General features: G+C 46.2%; 17 protein-coding genes. 11 read left to right on the top strand and 6 right to left on the bottom strand.

From position 1 onward, the window contains the following. Nucleotides 1–10: 10 nt before the first annotated feature. The 3 genes from AC0VYG_RS19725 to AC0VYG_RS19715 all read right to left on the bottom strand — a co-directional run bounded on the left by AC0VYG_RS19725 (nt 11) and on the right by AC0VYG_RS19715 (nt 3,433). Nucleotides 11–1,468: an AMP-binding protein gene (locus AC0VYG_RS19725; RefSeq protein WP_475429607.1), complete on the bottom strand. Its 1,458-nt coding sequence runs from the start codon at nt 1,466–1,468 to the stop codon at nt 11–13. Beyond that, complete coding sequence (locus AC0VYG_RS19720) at nt 1,468–2,148, bottom strand: thermostable hemolysin (protein WP_475429606.1); 681 nt, start codon at nt 2,146–2,148, stop codon at nt 1,468–1,470. The genes AC0VYG_RS19725 and AC0VYG_RS19720 overlap by 1 nt, the downstream gene beginning before the upstream one ends. A 382-nt stretch (nt 2,149–2,530) precedes the next feature. Beyond that, nucleotides 2,531–3,433, bottom strand: a complete 903-nt coding sequence (locus tag AC0VYG_RS19715) for a LysR family transcriptional regulator (protein WP_475429605.1) — start codon at nt 3,431–3,433, stop codon at nt 2,531–2,533. 143 nt (nt 3,434–3,576) lie between these two features. Between AC0VYG_RS19715 and speB the strand changes: the two genes are divergently transcribed. From speB to AC0VYG_RS19680, 7 genes are all read left to right on the top strand, one after another. Continuing rightward, nucleotides 3,577–4,530 carry an agmatinase gene (gene speB, locus AC0VYG_RS19710; RefSeq protein ID WP_475429604.1) on the top strand — a complete coding sequence of 318 codons (954 nt, stop codon included), beginning with the start codon at nt 3,577–3,579 and terminating at the stop codon, nt 4,528–4,530. 51 nt (nt 4,531–4,581) lie between these two features. Continuing rightward, a complete protein-coding gene (locus AC0VYG_RS19705; RefSeq protein ID WP_475429603.1) occupies nt 4,582–5,454 on the top strand; it encodes a sugar phosphate isomerase/epimerase family protein in 873 nt (290 codons plus the stop codon). Continuing rightward, entirely contained in the window at nt 5,451–6,506 is a 1,056-nt protein-coding gene (locus AC0VYG_RS19700; RefSeq protein WP_475429602.1) for an isopenicillin N synthase family dioxygenase, read from the top strand. The genes AC0VYG_RS19705 and AC0VYG_RS19700 overlap by 4 nt, the downstream gene beginning before the upstream one ends. A 202-nt stretch (nt 6,507–6,708) precedes the next feature. Beyond that, nucleotides 6,709–7,509 (top strand): ABC transporter substrate-binding protein, encoded by an 801-nt coding sequence (locus AC0VYG_RS19695; protein WP_475429601.1) that lies wholly within the window; start codon nt 6,709–6,711, stop codon nt 7,507–7,509. A gap of 31 nt (nt 7,510–7,540) precedes the next feature. After that, the gene (locus AC0VYG_RS19690) at nt 7,541–9,067 is read left to right on the top strand and encodes an amino acid ABC transporter permease/ATP-binding protein (protein WP_475429600.1); all 1,527 of its coding nucleotides are present in this window, start codon (nt 7,541–7,543) and stop codon (nt 9,065–9,067) included. Beyond that, nucleotides 9,064–9,807 carry a class II aldolase/adducin family protein gene (locus tag AC0VYG_RS19685; protein ID WP_475429599.1) on the top strand — a complete coding sequence of 248 codons (744 nt, stop codon included), beginning with the start codon at nt 9,064–9,066 and terminating at the stop codon, nt 9,805–9,807. The genes AC0VYG_RS19690 and AC0VYG_RS19685 overlap by 4 nt, the downstream gene beginning before the upstream one ends. A 2-nt stretch (nt 9,808–9,809) precedes the next feature. Then, entirely contained in the window at nt 9,810–10,742 is a 933-nt protein-coding gene (locus AC0VYG_RS19680; RefSeq protein WP_475429598.1) for a 2-hydroxyacid dehydrogenase, read from the top strand. Nucleotides 10,743–10,785: 43 nt separating this feature from the next. Here the strand turns inward: AC0VYG_RS19680 and AC0VYG_RS19675 are convergent, their stop codons facing one another. Continuing rightward, nucleotides 10,786–11,991 (bottom strand): hypothetical protein, encoded by a 1,206-nt coding sequence (locus AC0VYG_RS19675; RefSeq protein ID WP_475429597.1) that lies wholly within the window; start codon nt 11,989–11,991, stop codon nt 10,786–10,788. Nucleotides 11,992–12,017: 26 nt separating this feature from the next. Further along, a complete protein-coding gene (locus tag AC0VYG_RS19670) occupies nt 12,018–13,883 on the bottom strand; it encodes a cation:proton antiporter domain-containing protein (RefSeq protein ID WP_475429596.1) in 1,866 nt (621 codons plus the stop codon). Nucleotides 13,884–14,287: 404 nt separating this feature from the next. On the opposite strand from AC0VYG_RS19670, the gene AC0VYG_RS19665 reads away from it, so the two are divergent. Both AC0VYG_RS19665 and AC0VYG_RS19660 read left to right on the top strand, forming a co-directional pair. Continuing rightward, on the top strand, nt 14,288–16,267 hold the full coding sequence (locus tag AC0VYG_RS19665) for a putative bifunctional diguanylate cyclase/phosphodiesterase (RefSeq protein ID WP_475429595.1): 1,980 nt from the start codon (nt 14,288–14,290) through the stop codon (nt 16,265–16,267). An 86-nt stretch (nt 16,268–16,353) separates the two neighbouring features. After that, complete coding sequence (locus tag AC0VYG_RS19660) at nt 16,354–17,415, top strand: zinc-binding metallopeptidase family protein (RefSeq protein WP_475429594.1); 1,062 nt, start codon at nt 16,354–16,356, stop codon at nt 17,413–17,415. Between the two features lie 40 nt (nt 17,416–17,455). On the opposite strand, the gene AC0VYG_RS19655 is transcribed toward AC0VYG_RS19660, so the two are convergent. After that, nucleotides 17,456–17,890 carry a YebG family protein gene (locus AC0VYG_RS19655; RefSeq protein ID WP_475429593.1) on the bottom strand — a complete coding sequence of 145 codons (435 nt, stop codon included), beginning with the start codon at nt 17,888–17,890 and terminating at the stop codon, nt 17,456–17,458. A 153-nt stretch (nt 17,891–18,043) separates the two neighbouring features. Here AC0VYG_RS19655 and AC0VYG_RS19650 point away from each other — a divergent pair, with 153 nt between their 5' ends. Next, entirely contained in the window at nt 18,044–18,916 is an 873-nt protein-coding gene (locus AC0VYG_RS19650) for a mechanosensitive ion channel family protein (RefSeq protein WP_475429592.1), read from the top strand. Between the two features lie 9 nt (nt 18,917–18,925). Further along, complete coding sequence (locus tag AC0VYG_RS19645) at nt 18,926–19,516, top strand: DUF1439 domain-containing protein (protein WP_475429591.1); 591 nt, start codon at nt 18,926–18,928, stop codon at nt 19,514–19,516. The last annotated feature ends 32 nt before the right edge of the window (nt 19,517–19,548 follow it).

Below are 19,548 nucleotides of genomic sequence, written 5' to 3'. Positions count from 1 at the left end.
CGTATGTCTCCTATGGAAGAGGGTTAGATACACTGTCGTAAGAAGAGACATACAAGGCGTCAATCTCCTGCTGAAAGTGCGTTAATATTTTGTCTCGAATTGGTTTGCCTGTGGCCGTAACCAGCCCATCTACCGATATAAAAGGCTGCGACAAGGTGATCCAATGAACAATCTGCGCATAGTCAGGCAGACTTTGGTTGGTGATTTGAAGGCAGTGCGCGATTTGCTGCTCGCTGATGGCTTCATGGAGGGGGGTTAATAAAGCGCCACAGCAGGGCAGTGCATCCCCAAAGACGAGCACCTCACGAAAACAGCCCGTTGCCATGAGTTCCGCTTCTACCCATTCTGGCGAAATATTACGGCCAAAGGAGTTGATCAACACATTTTTGCGACGACCTTCTATGGTTAAGAAGTGCTTATCCAAGCGGACTAAATCGCCCGTGTGGACTTCCTGAGGATAAAAGCTGTCCGGCTGATTTAAATAACCTAAAAAGAGATTTCCTGAGACGATGAGTTCATCATCTTCAATGCGTAATTGATTATGTGGTAAGACTTTTCCGGCGCTCGATAACACCTCTTCTTGGGGGGTATTAAGGGCCACAACGGACGCACATTCTGATAGCCCGTACCCTTGATAAACGGGTAAACCCAAAGCGCGTGCTTTATTCAGTAAGCCTGGGGCTACCTTACCACCCCCGACTGCGATAAATTGCAAAGAGCTTGGGGGTTGCCAACCTTGTAGACAAGCACCGACGAATAGAGACAGCAACTCCGGTACTAAAATGACGCTATGGGGCTGTTGTTGACTGATAAGCGTAAGCATGTTTTGTGGCTGAGTGAGCCGACTTCCGCTAAAGCCGCGATCAGATTGGCTAGCAAGAATAACCGTGCCGCCGACCAGCAGCGGCGCATAGACCCCTGCTACGTTCTCTAATAAGGTCGTTAAGGGTAACAAACACAAATGACGAACTTGGGGAATCGCGACGGCTTCGGCTAAGGATTGTGCGACAGTTTGCTGTGACTGAGTGCTTAAACAAACGCCTTTGGGGCTGCCCGTGGTGCCAGAAGTAAAGGTGATTTTGTGAGTACCTTGAGGCATGACTGGCGGTGTATCGACCTGAAAGCGGCGCATGAACACTTGCTGAAAAGGCGTCTCGTTTGTTTGCTCCGATGAGTCTTCTGTTAACAGCAGCTCAATACCGCTTTGTGTTAGTAAATGGGATGTTTGTGCTGGACTAAAGAAGCTGGGGACAGGAACACAACACAGGCCAGCTTGTTGGCAGGCAAGGTCAAATAATACCCATTCCACACAGTTGTCCATAGCGATTGCAAGCGTTTGGATGGATTGCGCTTGTAACCAAGTCTGACGAGCGGTGACAGCGTCTGCCAACTGCTGATAGGTCAGTGACTGTTGGGAGGATTCTAAGGCAATTTTATCGGCCCAATCCGGTGAAGAAAAGTACCACATTATAGCGTCCTCATCTGTTGTAAAAGTGCTGAATGATTGGCTTGAACTAGGCCAAACAGTGCCTGTAACTCGGGTTGCATTAACGCCGTTGCGACAGCTTTTGCCACATCAATAAACATGACTTTTGGCTGACTGGTGTAATAGTTTCCCCAATTGGCCTGATCTTGCAGCTTGCTAGGATCTGCATCCGCTAAAAAGGTGAGTTTGAGTTTGAGCTTCTCTAATAGCTGACGAATTTTATCGGTGCCTGAAAAGACTAAATATTGAATCTCAGAGAGATATAAACTCATCACCACCGTCATTAATAAAGGCAAGGTAAAACGTTGGTTCTGGCTGTATAAGTTACCCAGTTCGGCTATGGCATGACGTTGTGTCCAAATACCATGTTTTTGCAGCATATTGGTAATGGGAACAGGTAAATATTGCTCAATAAAAAGAGGTTGCGTCGCTCGTCTTACGCCCACTACCGCCCTTAAGCGTTGTGCATGAATCCCTAACAACAATGGCATAAAGTTTGTGACATGGGCTTGGTATTTTTTGGCGAAGCCCTCTTGGACAAAGGTTTCTAGGTTTCTTCTTTTTGGGTCTTCCATGGCAGCAGAAAGAAACTCGTAAGGCAGAGTTGGCGTGGGAATAAGAGATTGCTCTGGCATTACATAGAGTGCATTGGATGACTGCATAATGGTCTCACTTGGCAAGTTAACTCAGGTAAGCGACTCAGATGAAAAGGAAAAGAGTTTGCTTGTTTTTACAGTAAAGGGAGGCCAGTGAAAAAAAGGTTTATGAAAAAAAGCTTGTTTTAACTTTTTTATTTTCATTTTTAAGTGATTGAATTATTTAAATAAAAATGATGAGCAGAAGGAGAAGAACACGTTTTAGACGATGTTTTTAATAAAAAAGTGAATAAGCTTTTTATATAATGAGGGCCTAAATTGAGTCAAAAAGACTATTTTTTTAAGCTATTTTTCATCGTATTAAAGAGGAAGGTCTTTGCATGCGTTAGGTGACATTCCGCATGTTATCGAGTCAGACGGGCCATAATGATCAGACTTAATGAGATATTTATTTGGCTTTTTCCGACGTTTGTTTGATGAGCAGCTCCCTCATGGTGCGGATAAAGACTTCTTTACTGCGCCCCCGTCGAAAGATCAAAGAGAAAGGGGCTTGATAGCCAAATTCACTGGGGAGAAGGGGTCTAAGTCGCCCCGATTTCACTAAGTGCTGTGCGTAGTGCTCAGGCAAGTACCCCACAAATTTTCCAGACAGAATCAATGTGAGCTGAGCCTCCATGCTTTCCACGGTTGCCGTACTGTGACCAAATCCCCGCTTGCGTAAATCCGCTGTATTCCAGTAGCTTCGTGTCACCAAGCCACATTTGATGACTTGCTCACGTGTTATCTGCTTGATGTCAAAAAGCGGGTTCAAATCGCTGCAATAGAGCCAATGTTGTTCGCGATACAGCTTCTCCTCGACCACGTTATTCACACTGGAAGGGAAGTTACCAATGGCAAGATCGAGCTGATTATTGAGGATGCCTTGCACCTGCTCATACGGACTGCGAATTTGTAAATTCAAATGTACGGCGGGAAAGCGTTCGCAGAATTGACGGATGACTTCCGGCATAGACAAAGATGCGTCCATGACGGTTGCGTCTAAAACAGCGATCCGAAATGTACCGCCTAAGTCACCTTTGAGCGCTTCCGCGTGGCGCTCCAATTCATTCATTTCATCCAGCAGTTTGATGCTCTGATGCAAAAACTGTTGGCCTTTTTCCGTCAGCGAAAACCCTGCGCGACCACGTTGACATAAGGTAAAGCCTACCTGGGCTTCTAAGTCACTCATGTAGTTGCTGATGGCGGAAGTGGTAAGGTTCAGATCTTGCTGGGCACCCGAGTAACCTTGGTTTTGCACCACAGAAACAAAGACTTCTAATAATCGGATATTTATTCGTTTGTCTGGGCGCATAGAGTTCACTCGTTTTAGTTCAGTAAAAGCTGAACTAATTATTTGTGATTTGCTATTTAACGGTCAAGTTCTCTTTTCTAGTATCGAGTTAGGTTATTGAACTGGCGCGTTTTGCATTGCGCTAAAAACGAGGATTTTTGTTTATGTCTAAAGTGTTATACCAACCTCAAAGTGGGAACGAGATGCCTCGCTTTGGCGGCAGAGCGACCATGATGAGGTTGCCATTCGTTGAAGTGCTAGAAGGCTTGGATGCCGCATTTATCGGCATCCCATTGGATGTGGGAACCTCTCAACGAGCGGGAACACGTTACGGGCCTCGGCAAATACGAGCAGAATCGGTAATGATTCGTCCTTATAACATGGCCACCGGAGCGGCACCATTTGATTCGCTTTCTGTGGCGGACATTGGTGATGTGCCAATCAATACTTACAACCTGCTTAAGTCCGTTGACATCATCGAAAAATATTACGATCAGCTCAACCCTTATCCTGTCATTCCACTGACGTTGGGCGGCGACCACACGCTCACTCTACCGATTCTTCGCTCCATCACGAAAAAGCATGGCCCAGTGGGTCTGATTCATGTGGACGCGCACACCGATACCAACGACAACATGTTTGGCGAAAAAATTGCCCATGGCACCACCTTCCGCCGCGCCGTGGAGGAAGGCCTGCTGGATTGTGAGCGAGTGATTCAGATTGGCCAGCGTGCCCAAGGGTACTCTGCGGAAGATTTCAAATGGGGGGAAAACCAAGGCTTCCGTTTGGTCACTGCTGAAGCGTGTTGGCACAAATCCCTAGCGCCTTTGATGGACGAAGTTCGAGACATGATGGGAGATCGTCCGGTGTATTTATCGTTCGATATTGATGGCCTAGATCCTGCTTGGGCACCTGGCACCGGTACGCCTGAAGTCGGGGGGTTAACCTCCATTCAAGGGTTGGAAATTGTTCGGGGTTGCAAAGGCTTGAACTTGGTTGGGGGCGACCTTGTGGAAGTCTCCCCACCGTATGATGTCAGCGGAAATACCTCCCAACTGGCCGCGAACCTGTTGTATGAGATGTTGTGCGTATTGCCAGGTGTAGAGTACCGGCTATGAAGTACAAGCTATGAAGTACCGATAAACCGTCAGAAATGAGAGGCATCGCTTATGGAACTATCGTTGTTCAGGACATTATGGGGCGTGCAGCAGGAAATGTGCTCATATGTGGACGCATTACGCCAAGCGGGGTTTGTTGGCGTGGAAGCGCGAGTGCCTTTAGAACTTGAGGCTCGCCGTACCTTTAAACAGTCACTGAAAGCGCTGGAAATGAAATACATTGCGATTTTATTTTCAGGCGGCGATGTGATTCCAAATCAAGCCGAAAGCCCAGACCAACATTTGGCACGGTTGGCAGAGCAGTTAGACTTTGCGGCAGAGCTGGAACCTAAGTTTGTTAATGTGCTCCCCGGCAATGATCGCTGGACCATGACGCAACAGGTCGATTTCTTTGGTCGTGCCCATGAGTTGGCCAAAGAAAAGGGCGTATTCTGTAGTTTTGAAACCCATCGGGCGACGTCTCTTTACAGCCCTTGGGTGACGCTTGAGCTGATTCGACAACTTCCCGAGGTGCGATATACCGCTGATATCAGTCATTGGGTGCTGGTATGTGAGCGTTTGCTAAATGATCCTGTTGATGATTTATCGCGCTTTATTGAACGTGTTCATCATATACAGGCACGTGTTGGTTATCCGCAAGGGCCGCAAACGCCACACCCAGGCGCGCCGGAATACAAAGAGGCGTTGCAGTTTCACCAGAATGTTTGGCAAGCCATTTGGCAAAAGCATCTTGATGCTGGCCGGACAGAAACCACCATGACCACCGAATTTGGCGCCGATGGTTACCTTCACCACCTTCCGTTTACGAATGTCCCCGTGGCCGATTTATGGGCTTTGAATGAGTGGATGGCAGTGGAGGAGAGAGCGCATTTTGAACGTTTTATTCATCAACATCATTCTTTGTTAAGTGAGTCCGTCTTATGAATTCGTCTACTCCGTCAGCCTTTACTTCTATCCCTGTTGTGAATATTGCAGGTTTATTCAGTGAGGATTTAGAGCGTCGTCAGAATGTCGCGGAACAGTTAGGTAAAGCCGCAAAAGAGGTGGGTTTTTTATATGTCACTGGTCATGGTATGGACCCATCGTTTATCGCGGGGTTGCGTAAAGCTGCGAAAGCGTTTTTTGCTCAGTCTATGTCGCAAAAAATGGATTATTACATTGGTGCTTCTAAGAGCCACAAAGGCTATGTGCCCGAAGGAGAAGAAATTTATGGCACCGGCAAACCCGATCATAAAGAGGCGTTCGATGTAGGCTTTCCTGCTCCTGAAGATCACCCATTAGTGTTAGCAAACACGCCTTTGATCGGTGATAACGAATGGCCCAATCTACCCGGTTTCCAGCAAGATATTCGTGCCTATTACCACGCTATTTTTGCCCTTGGTCGCCGCCTGTTTTCCGGTTTTGCTTTGGCGTTGGGTTTGCCAGAGCACTACTTCGATGACATGGTCACCTGTCCTCCTTCCAAGTTGCGGCTTATTCATTACCCCTTCAACCCTGATGCACAAGACCGCCCCGGTATTGGTGCCCATACCGATTATGAATGTTTCACGCTTTTGCTAGCAGACCAAGCGGGATTAGAAGTGATGAATGAAGAGGGCGTTTGGATTGATGCCCCACCAGTGGAAGAGGCGGGAGAAGAAGCCTTTGTGGTGAACATCGGCGATATGTTGGAAGTATTGACTGCAGGGCAATTTGTCGCAACTGCTCACAGGGTTCGTAAAGTGAGTCAGGAACGTTACTCCTTCCCACTGTTTTTTGCGTGTGATTATCACACGCAGATTCGCCCTTTGCCACAATTCGAAGGGGCAGAGTCGGAACAGGCGTATGAGGCCATCAGTATTGGTGATCACATGTATAGCCAAGCACTGCAAACCTATCGTTATTTACGAGAAAAAGTGGCCAAGGGGGAGTTGGCCTTACCAGAAAAAGCGCGAGGTGTGGCGACATTCGGGCATTTAAAAAAACACGCCAAGTGATAAAGACATCATTCAATGAGACCTTTGCACGATGTCACGAGCGACACCAAGACACGACAAAAACAGACGAGAAAGCGGAGTTTATCGCGATAAATGAGCATTTTGAGCCTGTTTTTAACACAGTATTGGCAAGCGCAGTCGTCGTGCAAAAGTCTCTCAATATAAAACACAAAAGAAACAAGTATCACCAAGGAGCATAATCATGAATACATCGAAAAAAGCGTTAGTCGTCGGTTTAACGTCGATTGCATTAGGCTTAACGAGCTTAGCCGCTTCTGCGGCTGAACTGCTGTCGCCGGGAACATTAAAAGTTGGCATGGAGGTGACGTACCCTCCTTTTGAGTCATACGACGGTGACAAAATTGTTGGCTTTGACCCAGATGTTGCGGAGTTATTGGCAAAACAAATGGGGGTCAAAGTGAGCTTTTCTGATACCAAGTTTACGGGCTTGATCTTGGGGTTAGCGTCGAACAAATTTGATGCGGTCATTTCTGGTATGTACGTGACGCCAGCACGTCAAAAGCAAGCGGATGCCATTCCTTATGCCCGTACTGGCGCCTCCATCATGGTGTTAAAAAGTGGCTCATTGCGTCCCAAAACAGAAAAAGACTTATGTGGTTTAAAAGTTGGCCTACAGCAAGGCACCACTTGGGTGAAAGCGCTTAATGATCTGTCTACCAGCTACTGTAAAGCGAATGGAAAGCCTGCTATTCATGTGATGGAGTTCCCTACTGCGCCAGAAGTGGCTCAAGCATTGATGTCCAGAAATGTGCAGGCTCAGCTTGAAATCAACGGTGCCGCCAAAATGATTGTGAAAAAATCCCGTGGTCGAATGGTGATCAGCTCACCAGATTTGGTTTACCCACAAACCTTGGGAATCTATGTGAAAAAAGGCAATGACCAACTTCGCGATGCACTGACGAAAGCATTAGCAAAGATTACGGAAAATGGCTCCTTTCCTGCTCTACTCAAAAAATACGATTTATCCCCTGTCTCTAAATGAGACAGGTTTTTATCGGTAGTTAGGAGCTAGTATGAATTTAGATTGGGGATACTTTTTCTCGCTTTTCTCAATGGCATCGTTTTGGCAAGCGAGCATCACGGTTGTAGAGATCAGTACGTTGTCTTGGGGCATTGGTTTGGTGCTTGGGTTTTGTGTGGCCTGTGCGAAAATGTCGACATTGCGCTGGCTCTCATTGCCCGCCGCTGTTTATATTTGGTTTTTTAGAAGTGTCCCGTTGCTGGTGGTCTTGGTGTTTGTCTATAACTTGCCGCAATTATTTCCATCGACCAGTGCGTTCTTAGGCGTTCCTTTTATCTCTGGATTACTCAGTCTTGTGGTCTCGGAAGCCGCTTACATGGCAGAGATCCATCGGGGTGGCTTATTGTCTGTTGCAAAAGGTCAGCGTGAAGCGGGCCATGCGTTGAATATTGGCTTTCTAGGCATTCAGCGCTTAATTGTGATTCCTCAGGCGTTCCGTATTTCCTTACCGTCTTTGATCAATGAATATATCACCGTGATCAAACTGAGTTCCTTGGTGTCTGTTATCTCGCTACCGGAATTATTGCTCACGGGTCAGCGCCTTTACACTCAGAACTTCTTAGTGCTCGAAACGCTGCTGGCGGTTGCGGTGTATTACGTATTAATTGTGACGGTCTTTAGCTCGATTCTACAATGGGTTGAGAAACGTTTGGACGTATCATCACGCAAACCAACCACCTTGTCCGATGGAGAGTGTGAAGAAGTAAGAAAGGCGGCACTGCCCATGCCGCTTAAGCAAAATCAACGTTCTGCGGGGGCGCCACCAGCATTGAGTCTTAAGGGCCTGCGTAAAGCCTACGGCAACCACGTGGTGCTAAAAGACGTGGATCTAAATATTAATATTGGTGACGTGGTCAGTGTGATTGGACCGTCTGGTTCGGGTAAAACGACCTTGATTCGTACCATTAATCGCTTGGAAACACTCGACGCCGGTGAGGTGATTCTCTTTGGTGAAGATTTTCTCAAAGGGGGGCAGTCACCTGCACGTAAAACGCTGAAGTCCGGTATGTTGCGGATCGGCATGGTGTTTCAAAGCTTTAACCTGTTTCCGCATATGACGGCGCTTGACAATATCATGATGGCGCCACGTTATCATGGAAAAGCGCCTGACCAAACCACCAATAAGGCGCAGGCTTTGTATTTACTGGATCGAGTCGGCTTGCTCGCTCACGCAAACAAATACCCGCATCAGTTATCCGGTGGTCAACAGCAACGGGTGGCAATCGCTCGGGCTTTGGCGTTGTCGCCAGACATTATCTTGTTTGATGAGCCGACTTCTGCGCTCGATCCAGAAATGGTCAATGAGGTGCTGAAAGTCATCCAAGATCTTGCCAAAGAAGGGATGACCCTAGTTATTGTGACCCATGAAATGGAATTTGCTCTGTCTGTTTCCGATCGTGTGGTCATGATGGAACACGGTATTATTCAAGTGAACGCGGCACCGAGCGATATTGTGGATGAAACACACAAGACACCAGAAATGGTGAGGATGAGAGAGTTTATGGGGAGGCAAGCATGAGCGGCATGATAACAACGGATGAGGCGACGTTACGACGGGATCTCGCGGCGTCCTATCGGTTAGCAGCCATGATGGGATGGGAAGACACTCTATATACCCATTTCTCAGTGCGCTTACCGGGTGACGGAGATCCCCGTTTTTTGATCAACCCTTTTGGCTTAATGTTTGATGAAATCCGTGCCAGTGATTTAATTGTTGTGGATATGCATGGGCGAGTGCTAGAAGGCAGTGCAGACTATAATTTGGCAGGTTTTACCATTCACAGTGCGGTGCATATGGCGCGTGACGATGCACACTGTGTGATGCATACCCATACGCTTGCAGGTATGGCGATGGCGGCATGCGATAACGGCTTATTGCCCCTTAATCAGATCAGCGCGGAGTTTCACCAACGTCTTGGTTATCATGATTACGAAGGCGTGGCCTTTAATTTAGACGAGCGAGCGCGCATTCAACAATCGCTCGGCGACAATATGGCTCTGGTGCTGCGTCATCATGGTCTGCTTAGCGTAGGGGAAACGGTTGCCGATGCCTTTCAAATTATGTATTACTTAAACAAAGCGTGTGAGATTCAACTCGCAGCCGCGCAAATGGCCAGTCTAACGCCCGTTTCTACTATCCCTGAAACGTTAGCAAGCTATGTGTGCGAGCAGTTTAAGAAAGTAGAGCATGAACGTCACCTAGTTTGGCAGGCATGGCTAAGAAAGTTAGACCGTATTGATCCATCGTACCGAGAGTAAACATGAAGATACCTATTTTATTGGCTAACAATGATGCGGCGTTTACCGAGCAATTGATAGCGGCGTTTCAGCAACGACATCCTGAGGTGGATGTTCTACTGCCTGGACAGCCAGGTTCAGACAAGGTGCAGGTAGCCGCCTGTTGGTTCCCAGATGATACGCTTTTAACGAATTATCCTAACATCAAGTTTATCCATGCTTTGTCAGCCGGAGTCGATCATTTGGGGGAATCATTGCTAAGCTCTGGTTTGCCCATTTGTCGCATTGTTGATGAGCGTCAGAAGCAGGGCATGTTTGAGTATGCCCTGTGGGGCGTATTGAATGTTCATCGTTATTTTGACCTTGCTGCTCAGAATCAAAGACAAAATTGTTGGCAACGGTATAAACAAAAGGCCGCGTCTAACATTCGTGTCTCGGTCCTCGGGCTGGGAGCGTTAGGGGAATACGTTGCAAAAGGCTTAGCGGACTTGGGTTACAGCGTCTCTGGCTGGTCCCGAAGCCAAAAGGCGATGGCAAATATCACCTGTTATTCGGGGGAAGCCTCTTTGTCCGACATGCTTGGTCAAACCGATATTCTCATTAACTTGCTGCCTTTAAGCCCGGTGACGAAAGGCATTTTAAGTCGCAAGTTATTCGATCAGCTTCCACAAGGAGCCTATGTGATTAACTGTGGTCGTGGTGGTCATGTGAATGAAGCCGATCTGATTCAAGCGGTTACAAGTGGCCATTTGCGTGGTGCCATGTTGGATGTGTTTGACGAAGAGCCTTTGCCAGAAACTAACCCGCTTTGGACAACTCAAGGGATAGTGATTACCCCGCATATGGCTTCCGATGCGGGGGAAACCGTCGTGGTGGATCAGGTTGCAGAGAATACCGCGAGGTTTTTACGAGGTGATGCATTGCTAAACCCTGTCAACCTTGATCATGGCTACTAAACCAAGCGCCATTCGGTTCTTGGTTTTCCTAACGGCTCTATTATTAAGCCGATGGCACGCCGAATAAAAACACCATTAAGCAAAGCAATGAAACCACGCTATAGAGAGCCGCTTTTTTGGTGTGCTTTTCGACTGATTTCATTTGCAGTGCCACAATGGCGGCGACAGCGGATTGTAGCGTATAGAACAGGGCAAATGCCCGTGAGGCATAGGCGATAATGCCATTCACATCGGTGGCCCAGGTTAAGAAAATGGTGACGATCAAAATCAGCATATAGGCATAACGCACAGGAATTTTTTCGCGTGCGATGTCGACCACCAATCCGCCCGCACCCGAGGTATCCGCAACGGAAGCCGAGAATTGGCTGCCAATCGCGGCGACAGAAATTAAGATCGGCAATAGCACTGCCACTGGTGCCACCATACTGGTAATCGCGGTGACATCGGCCCCCATACCTTTATGAAATAAGACGGTCATCAGGGTCAAAAACACTAGGTAAATAGCGGCAGATAGCCACTGGGCAATGCGCATGGTTTTGATGCGTAACTCAGCAGGGTGTTCACTTTGCAAATAGCGAGAAGTTTCAAAACCTTGTACCACGATTAATAACCCGAGCAGCACACGTAAATCGTGTAAGTCGATACGGGAGTCTAGGGCGGGTAAATGCCATTGGCCAGAGTGGAAAAGATGAACGTTATATACCGCGAGTGAGAAGAGCAGCCCGGCGATCATGCCAAGGTTTAAGCTCACCGCATAGGTTTCAATTTTCTCTAATTGTCCTAAGCCACGCCACATTCCCACACCACAGATAACGGTCAAAATCAGTGTGGTGATAATGTTTGCCACAAAGCCGCTTTCATAGCCAAAGGCTTTGAGTAAAAATGCCGACAGCAGCTGAAGGTAATAGGTAACGGAAATAAAATAGGCGCCTGCTAAAACAATGCGGGAGACAAAGGAAACGGCCTGAGCAGGGCCTTTCTGGTGTTCGATGGGCTCAAAGTGACGAATGTTGAAGCGGATCGCGCTGCCTACAGCGTAGGCTAACATAAGCAATAAGGCCATGCACAGCACGGCAAAGTAGCCTACGGATTCTGCCAGTAACGGAGCCACTACCAAAAAGCCACTGCCCATAATCGAAGCTAAAGGTGTGACGGTGGCTTTCCAGCCCTCAGAATGGGCGAGCTTACGGGAAAAGGCCAGAAAGAGCGTGACCACTAGGGCAATGGCAATAATATAAAAATTCAACATCGTGGTGACTGTTCCTTTTGTTAAAACTAATGTGCCTCTTTATTCAGAATGTCTTTCATCTGAGCCTTTAACGAGGGGTCCTGTTGATCTAAATATTGTCGGATGCGCTTGATGTAAGCCTCATTTTCATGGGCTGGTACACCTGTTTTGTGTGCATCCGCGACCGATACCATGGCCATTTGATCATGTTTATTGTAAAGCTCTATGATTTCTTCGGCTTGTTGTCGTGAGCTTCCCAGTGCTTCTAAAACGGAACGACTCATCCGTAAGCTGCTGTCGTAGTTTTCACGCACAATATCACGACATCCGTAAGACCAGAGGTCATAAACGTGATGACGGTCAAACGCACGGGAAATAATATGAACGTGTGGGTAAGTGTCAATAACATACTTGACCAGCTTGGATATCTGTTCTGGATTATCAATGGCGACAATCAAAATGGTGGCGTCTTTAATGCCCGCCGCTTCTAAAAGTTCTGGACGTGTAGCGTCGCCAAAGTAGTTTTTTACGCCAAAACGCTGTAAAGCCTTCAAGCGTTTCACACTAAAATCGATAACGGTGGAATCATAGCCAGCCAGACGAATGACTCGGTCAATTTGACTGCCGACGCGACCTGAGCCAGCAATAATAATTTTGTTGCTATCCGGAATGTCTTCGTGTTTGCCCGCTGGATGATCGGTTAGATAACGGGGGGCCACTAGTCGGTCATAAATGATGAAGAGTATAGGCGTCAGTAACATCGACAACGCCACGACTAGGAGTAATTGATCTGCAATGACTTTGGGTAAAATGCCATTAGCAACGGTGAAAGACAACAGCACAAAACCAAATTCGCCGGCTTGTGCCAAGCCCAAGGCGAACAACCACTTATTTGCCCCACGAATATGGAAGATGGCGCTGAGCAATCGAAGAATAAGAATTTTAATCAGGATGAGGCCTACTGTGAGGCCTAAAATGGTCGCAAACTGACTGAACAATAAGTGGAAGTTGATAGCGGCACCGACCGTCATAAAAAACAGCCCTAACAGTAGGCCTTTGAACGGTTCGATATTGCTTTCCAATTCATGGCGATAGGGTGAGCGGGCCAGCACCACGCCCGCTAAGAATGTGCCTAATGCGGGTGACAGACCAACTGCAGACATAAGTAAGGTAATGCCGATGACAAACATGAGGGCGGCGGCGGTAAATAATTCCCGTAGTTGGGCGGTGGCAATAAAGCGCAGAATTGGTGACACCAGAAAGTTGCCCCCTAAAATCACTGAACCAATGGCACCTAAGGTAATGAGCGTTTTTTGCCAAGCGTTAAAGTCGCCGAGTAAACTGCTGTGATGGCTCGCGCCTGAGCGGGTTAAGGCGTGTTGTAAGTTAGCCAGTAAATCCGGTGTTGCCAACAGAGGTAAGAGCGCCAACATGGGAATGACAACAATGTCTTGAGCGAGTAACACAGCAAAAGACGACTGACCGCCATCAGAGCGCATCAACCCCTTTTCTCCCAGGGTTTGCAGCACAATGGCCGTGGAAGATAAAGAAAACAGCATGCCGATGGTTAGAGCAATACGCCAAGGTTGTCCTAGCAACATGGCGCTTCCCATGACCAAGAGGGTTGTTAAGACAACTTGTCCACCACCTAAGCCTGCTAAACGACTTTTCATCTCCCAGAGTTTTTGAGGTTTTAACTCTAAACCGACCAGAAACAGCATCATGACGACGCCAAGTTCAGAGAATTGCTGAATGGAGGCAAGATCAACCTGCAGCAGTGATAACAGAGGACTAATGGCTATGCCAGCAAGTAAATATCCTAAAACCGAGCCCAGTTTCAAGCGAGAAGCAAGTGGCACCGCGATGACACCTGCCACGAGAAAAATAAAAGCGAGTAGGAGTGTGTCTGTCATTCTAAAGGCTCTAAAAGTAAAGGGGGCGGAAGTTAAGGTCGATGCCTAAGTGTCCATTATAAAGGGAAATATAGGAACAGAATTAGTTTTTATTACTGGAATTTGCGATTCATCATGAGTGACTGGTTATGTGAATCATAGAGAGATTATTAGAAAAGTGTTGTACAGTATCGACCTTAGGTAAAAAAAGTGGCTATTTGCCATATCACAGAGTAGTTCGCTCGCCCTGAGGGAGGGGCTCATCTATAATTAGGCACATGTTTAGCATTGCAAGTATACTGTTTCTTTGTCGCAATTAATTAAGATACCTGCCCTTATTATTTTGTTGAGATCGTTAGGGAAGGTGCAAACAAACTCTCTGAAAATCTATTTACATTATTCTTAATTTTGCCTGGATAGTCATATTGTACTCTAAAATATTTGAACAAATTAGCTTACCCGTTTGGGTGTTTGATGTAGAGAACTCTCGGGTGGTTTTCGCCAATGCGGCGGCGCTTGCTGTCTGGAATGCGCCTGATATGGAGTCGCTTCGAGCCAGAGATTTGGCGGCGGACATGTCTCCATCGGTACAACGCCGTTTAAAGCAATATTTGGTGGATTTTTTAGAGTGTGATACCGAGTTTTATGAGCAGTGGACTTTATATCCTAATGGTAAACCTGTGAGCTTAAATATCCGTTACACAGGAATTACATTGGATGATGGGCGAATTGCTATCTTGTGTGAAGGCTTGGAAATGCAACTCACCACCCCTGAAGCCTCCCGTGGGCGAGATGCATTAGTGCATACGCATTTAATGATTTCACTGCATACCTTAGATGGAAGCGACTTATATTTAAACCCAGCAGCGCGTGAGTTTGTCGAGAACAGTCAGCAGGGGTTGTCAAAGCGTTTTGTTTTTAAGCGCGACTATACTCGTTTGATGCAGCAGGTAGAGCAATATGGTGAGGGCAAAATTACTGCTTTAGTGCATACAGTTTCCGGTAACCGATGGCATGAATTGACGGCAAGGGCGAGTCATGACCCTGTCACTGGTCAGCCATCGGTTTTGATCAGCGCAACAGATGTCAGCAAACTGAAAGAAGCCGAAGCTTTAGCCTCTAAACGAGCCCTATTGGATCCGTTAACCAATCTACCAAATCGACATGCTTTGCCCCATATTTTTGACAAATTTATCAGCGCGACAAGGCAAGGTGATGAAGTCGTTGGGGTGTTGTTTATTGATTTGGACGAGTTCAAGGCAATAAATGATACCATGGGGCACGCTGAAGGGGATCGTGTGTTGGTAGAAGTCGCGAAGCGCTTGTCTTCCCTATGTGGATCTTGTGGTTCCGTGGTAAGACTTGGCGGTGACGAATTTTTTGTGTTGACCTCACTTGAAAATGGCAGAGAAACATTAACAGAGTTTGCCCAAAGCTTATTACAGCTTTTGTCCATTCCGATCACATTGAAAAATCGCTCGAAAAAAGTGACACCGAGTATTGGTATGGCGATCTATCCTTACCATGGGACAGAGCTAGAGGAACTTATGCAGTCGGCAGATATTGCCATGTATCAGGCAAAGTTATCAGGGCGTAACCAATACCGTCTTTATGATGTCGCCATGCGAGAGGCCTTCGAATATGAGCATACTTTGCTTGCACAACTTAAAGAAGCGCTTAGTAATAATGAGTTTGTTTTACACTACCAGCCAAGAGTCAGTGCCAAGGATAAATCGGTTTTGTCTCTCGAAGCCTTGTTGAGATGGAATCATCCAGAGAATGGTTTGATGTATCCTGAAAGCTTTATTGATTTGTGCGAGCGCTCTGGACAGATGAACCAAATTGGCGAGTGGGTATTGCGCGAGGTGGTTAAGCAGATTGCCCATTGGCATTCATTAGGAAAGGATGTGGTGGTTTCTGCGAATGTGTCGATCAGCCAATTGTTTAAAGAGGACTTTGTTACCAGCCTGGAGCGCATATTACACGAAAATGGTTGTGCACCGAACCGTTTAGAATTGGAGCTGACTGAGTCCGCTATCACAAAAGGGGACGTCGTTGTCGTTAATAATCTTCAGCAGCTTCGCCATTTAGGTGTTAGAGTGTCGGTGGATGATTTTGGTATCGGGTATTCGAATTTTGCGCGCTTAAATGACATCGCTTTTGATTTTATTAAAATTGACCGTAGCCTAATCTCTAGCCTTCCCGATAACCCACATCTGGTGAAAATGATCATCAGCATTTGTCTGTTAATGCAGGCGCAGATTGTTGCCGAGGGTGTGGAAAATGAGGCTACAGCTCAATGGTTGGCAGATCATGGCTGTGATGAGTTACAGGGCTATTTGTATAGCAAACCTTTGTCCACTGATCAGGCAACACACTATTTATTTAATCCCCCCAAACAATAAGACATGCGCTCTGGATGGCTTGTTGGGTAGAAAGTAATCAAGCTATGTTATAACAACGAGCTTACCGTCTTAGACGAAGAGGCATTATGAAAATTTTTACCTGTCAGCAATGTTCTCAAACGATTTTATTTGATAATACTTTATGTGAAAGCTGCGGCTCTTCTTTAGGCTTTTTATCTGGGCCTATGACTTTGAGCGCCCTAAAAACAGACGGTTCTGGCTTTATGGCGTTGGCAGACACCAATGTGCCTGCTAAAAAGTGGTATTACTGTAAAAATGCGCAATACTCTGTATGTAATTGGCTGGTGGATAGCCCAGATACCTTGTGTGAAGCCTGTCAGTTGAATCGTCATATTCCCAATTTAGAACGCGTTAAGCAACGGGACGAATGGCAAAAGCTCGAATTTGCTAAGCATCGTTTGGTGTATTCGTTAATTAAATTGGGGCTTCCTATATTAAACAAAACAGAGAACCCAGAAGAGGGGTTGTCGTTTGATTTTATTTCCGAAGAGAATGCGGTTCCTGTGAACGCACAGTCCACAACGGGTCATGCTCTCGGACAAGTGACCATTAATACATCCGAAGCAAACAGTGCAGAACGAGAGCAAATGCGTGAGGATATGAAGGAGTCTTATCGAACTTTGATAGGGCATTTTCGTCATGAAGTAGGGCATTATTACTGGGATCAGTTAATCGCCGAAAATGACAGTGAGCTGGCCAACTATCGGGCCTTGTTTGGGGATGAGCGCACAAGCTACGCTGACGCCTTGCGCAAGCATTATGAAAACCCTGTTCAAAATTGGCAGGATAATTTTGTTAGTGCGTATGCCTCTTCTCATCCCTGGGAAGATTGGGCCGAAACTTGGGCGCATTATCTGCATATTGTCGATACCTTAGAGACGGCCAGCGAATTTGGCATCAGCATATCGCCTCCTAATAATCTGCATCAGAGTTTAGCCGCGACCATTAATATTGACCCTTACCGTCATGCCAATTTTGAGGACATTATTGCCCAATATCTGCCGTTAACCTTTGCTGTGAATAATGTAAACCGGAGCATGGGGCAACCTGATTTATACCCCTTTGTGCTGGTGCCAAAAGTGCGGGAAAAGTTGGCATTTATTCATCGCATAGTGCATGGTTGTTAGCCTTTTGATGGGCTTTATCAAAAGGCCACATCAGGTGTTTTTATGCGGCATCGCTATCTGTGTAGTCCGTTAATTCGTGCTCATCAATCATCACGTCCTGTTCTTCGTAAAACGCATCTTCATCTGGCTCAATGACAAGATCTTCAAGGGGCTTTTTAGCCTCTTTCTGAGTCCGTTCCAATGGTATGCTGTGATTCGTTTTTGGGGGCGTTTTGACACTTGTTTTTTTGCTTTTCGATGCGCCTTTACGCTTTGTTCCCAGCGCCTCTAGTAATTCGTCTTTGTGCTCGGCTAAGTACAGTGATAACGCTTCTTTTTGATGGTGATCATCGGCCAAATGACTGTTATCCAATAATTCGTAAAGTGCGTCGGCTGTGTCTAGCATTTTGTCATAGGCATCGGCGTCGGCTTTTGAGGTAAAGGTCATTTTTTCAATTCCATCACGTGCTACAACGTATTTAATAACAACAGGCATAATCCACCTCGGGAAAAATAGTACTGTTTAAATATACAGTATTTTTTCTGTCAGTGTCTAGCTTTTTTCTTTTCAATTATTGCGGCTTTACATTGTTTTTTGATTGGGCTGATAGTGCTAAAGTAGCGGCCTAAATGAAGGAATCCGAACGTTATGCCAATTGAACTTTCTCACTTTGATACGACGATCATTAGAGATCATGTTGAAATCGTATTAACCATTGCTTGGGCACTTATTTCTTATATGGTCCGTCGATATACGAGACGGGTGATACGTCGTCACCCTACGCTTGAGCATGACAAAAAACGTCAGCGTATTAACACGCTCGATAACATATTTAACCTTTTTTTGGTGGTTGGATTTATCTTAATCTGGGCCTCTGAATTACAAAACCTTGCTATTTCGATTGCCGCTTTTATGGTTGCCTTGGTTGTGGCGACGAAAGAGTTTATTTCTTGTATTGTGGGGGCGTTTTTTCGTGCCAGCACTCGGCCTTATCAAGTGGGTGATTGGGTAAGGATTGGTGATTTCGAAGGAGAAGTGACCGATAGTGACTGGCTGTCCACGACCTTGTTTGAAGTGGATTTGAAAGGGGGAAGTTATGGCTATACGGGGCGCACCACGGTTGTACCGAATAGTCTATTACTCACGAGTACCGTACAAAACTTGAACTATATGCGGCGCTATGTCACCCATGTTTTTTCTATTACAAGACAAGCGGATGATGTGAACCTGTTCGAAATAAAGCAAGCCATTCTGGATAAATTGAAGGAATACAGTGAGCATTTTCATGGGGTTGCCATTCGCTATAACAGCCTGATTGAAAAGCGTCTCGATATTAAAATATCAGGGCCAGAACCACGGGTTCGCATTACCACATCCCCTGATGGGCATACTCAGTTCACTATATCGCTATTTTGTCCAACCAATGAAGCGATGGATATTGAGCAAAAAGTCACCGAAGACTTTATGAGTTTTTGGTATGAAAAACGGGCTAAAATATTACAAAAGTCCCAAACAATTTAGGAGCTTAGAATGATTCGTCGTGTTGTTGCCGCCTGTACGCTGGTCTTTTTTTGTTTGTTTCTGAGTGGATGTACGAATGGTATAAGCGTTACGCAAGCGCAGTTAAATGAGGCGATTAAGAAAGAAATCGCACAGGGGAAAGAACATCAAATAGCACTTGGTTTAAAGGATGATGGCACCTTGAATATGGCGCTCAAGGTAAAAAGTGTGCAGGTGAATTTAACCGAAAAAGACGGTGGGATGGCGTTAGTCGATATGGTGTGTTTGTTATCGGGTAAGGTCAACGCCTTTGGGCAGAGCTTTACCTTTAGCACCCAGGTGAAACCGTCGCTATCATCCGGCGTGAGATTAGATGAAAATCGCATCTATCTTGTTTCCCCCAGAATAACGAACATTGAAGTTTATGGTTCTAAATTCAGCGATCAGTTGTTGCGTTCCACTCTGGGATCTCTAAATAGTGATTTGAAAAAGGCATTAACGGACTATTTTAACCAACATCCTGTTTATGTGTTGAACCATAATCTAGAACAGAAATTGGCAGCCTCTATGGTCAAAAATATCACTATCAAGAAAAACGAGTTGTTGCTTGGTCTGTTTTAAATGGGAAAGAAGAATCTAGGTGCTCGCCATTT

The sequence above is a fragment of the Marinomonas sp. 63XJN7_7_ISO-PGPR-S23-202 genome, from assembly GCF_056173505.1.
Note: the sequence above shows the minus strand (reverse complement) of the source record. Positions and strands in the feature narration are given on the sequence as shown.

Excerpts from the sequence above, each read along its gene's own strand:
- AC0VYG_RS19725 (WP_475429607.1), bottom strand. The coding sequence starts at position 1,468 with ATGTGGTACTTTTCTTCACCGGATTGGGCCGATAAAATTGCCTTAGAA.
- AC0VYG_RS19720 (WP_475429606.1), bottom strand. The coding sequence starts at position 2,148 with ATGCAGTCATCCAATGCACTCTATGTAATGCCAGAGCAATCTCTTATT.
- AC0VYG_RS19715 (WP_475429605.1), bottom strand. The coding sequence starts at position 3,433 with ATGCGCCCAGACAAACGAATAAATATCCGATTATTAGAAGTCTTTGTT.
- speB (WP_475429604.1), top strand. The coding sequence starts at position 3,577 with ATGTCTAAAGTGTTATACCAACCTCAAAGTGGGAACGAGATGCCTCGC.
- AC0VYG_RS19705 (WP_475429603.1), top strand. The coding sequence starts at position 4,582 with ATGGAACTATCGTTGTTCAGGACATTATGGGGCGTGCAGCAGGAAATG.
- AC0VYG_RS19700 (WP_475429602.1), top strand. The coding sequence starts at position 5,451 with ATGAATTCGTCTACTCCGTCAGCCTTTACTTCTATCCCTGTTGTGAAT.
- AC0VYG_RS19695 (WP_475429601.1), top strand. The coding sequence starts at position 6,709 with ATGAATACATCGAAAAAAGCGTTAGTCGTCGGTTTAACGTCGATTGCA.
- AC0VYG_RS19690 (WP_475429600.1), top strand. The coding sequence starts at position 7,541 with ATGAATTTAGATTGGGGATACTTTTTCTCGCTTTTCTCAATGGCATCG.
- AC0VYG_RS19685 (WP_475429599.1), top strand. The coding sequence starts at position 9,064 with ATGAGCGGCATGATAACAACGGATGAGGCGACGTTACGACGGGATCTC.
- AC0VYG_RS19680 (WP_475429598.1), top strand. The coding sequence starts at position 9,810 with ATGAAGATACCTATTTTATTGGCTAACAATGATGCGGCGTTTACCGAG.
- AC0VYG_RS19675 (WP_475429597.1), bottom strand. The coding sequence starts at position 11,991 with ATGTTGAATTTTTATATTATTGCCATTGCCCTAGTGGTCACGCTCTTT.
- AC0VYG_RS19670 (WP_475429596.1), bottom strand. The coding sequence starts at position 13,883 with ATGACAGACACACTCCTACTCGCTTTTATTTTTCTCGTGGCAGGTGTC.
- AC0VYG_RS19660 (WP_475429594.1), top strand. The coding sequence starts at position 16,354 with ATGAAAATTTTTACCTGTCAGCAATGTTCTCAAACGATTTTATTTGAT.
- AC0VYG_RS19655 (WP_475429593.1), bottom strand. The coding sequence starts at position 17,890 with ATGCCTGTTGTTATTAAATACGTTGTAGCACGTGATGGAATTGAAAAA.
- AC0VYG_RS19650 (WP_475429592.1), top strand. The coding sequence starts at position 18,044 with ATGCCAATTGAACTTTCTCACTTTGATACGACGATCATTAGAGATCAT.
- AC0VYG_RS19645 (WP_475429591.1), top strand. The coding sequence starts at position 18,926 with ATGATTCGTCGTGTTGTTGCCGCCTGTACGCTGGTCTTTTTTTGTTTG.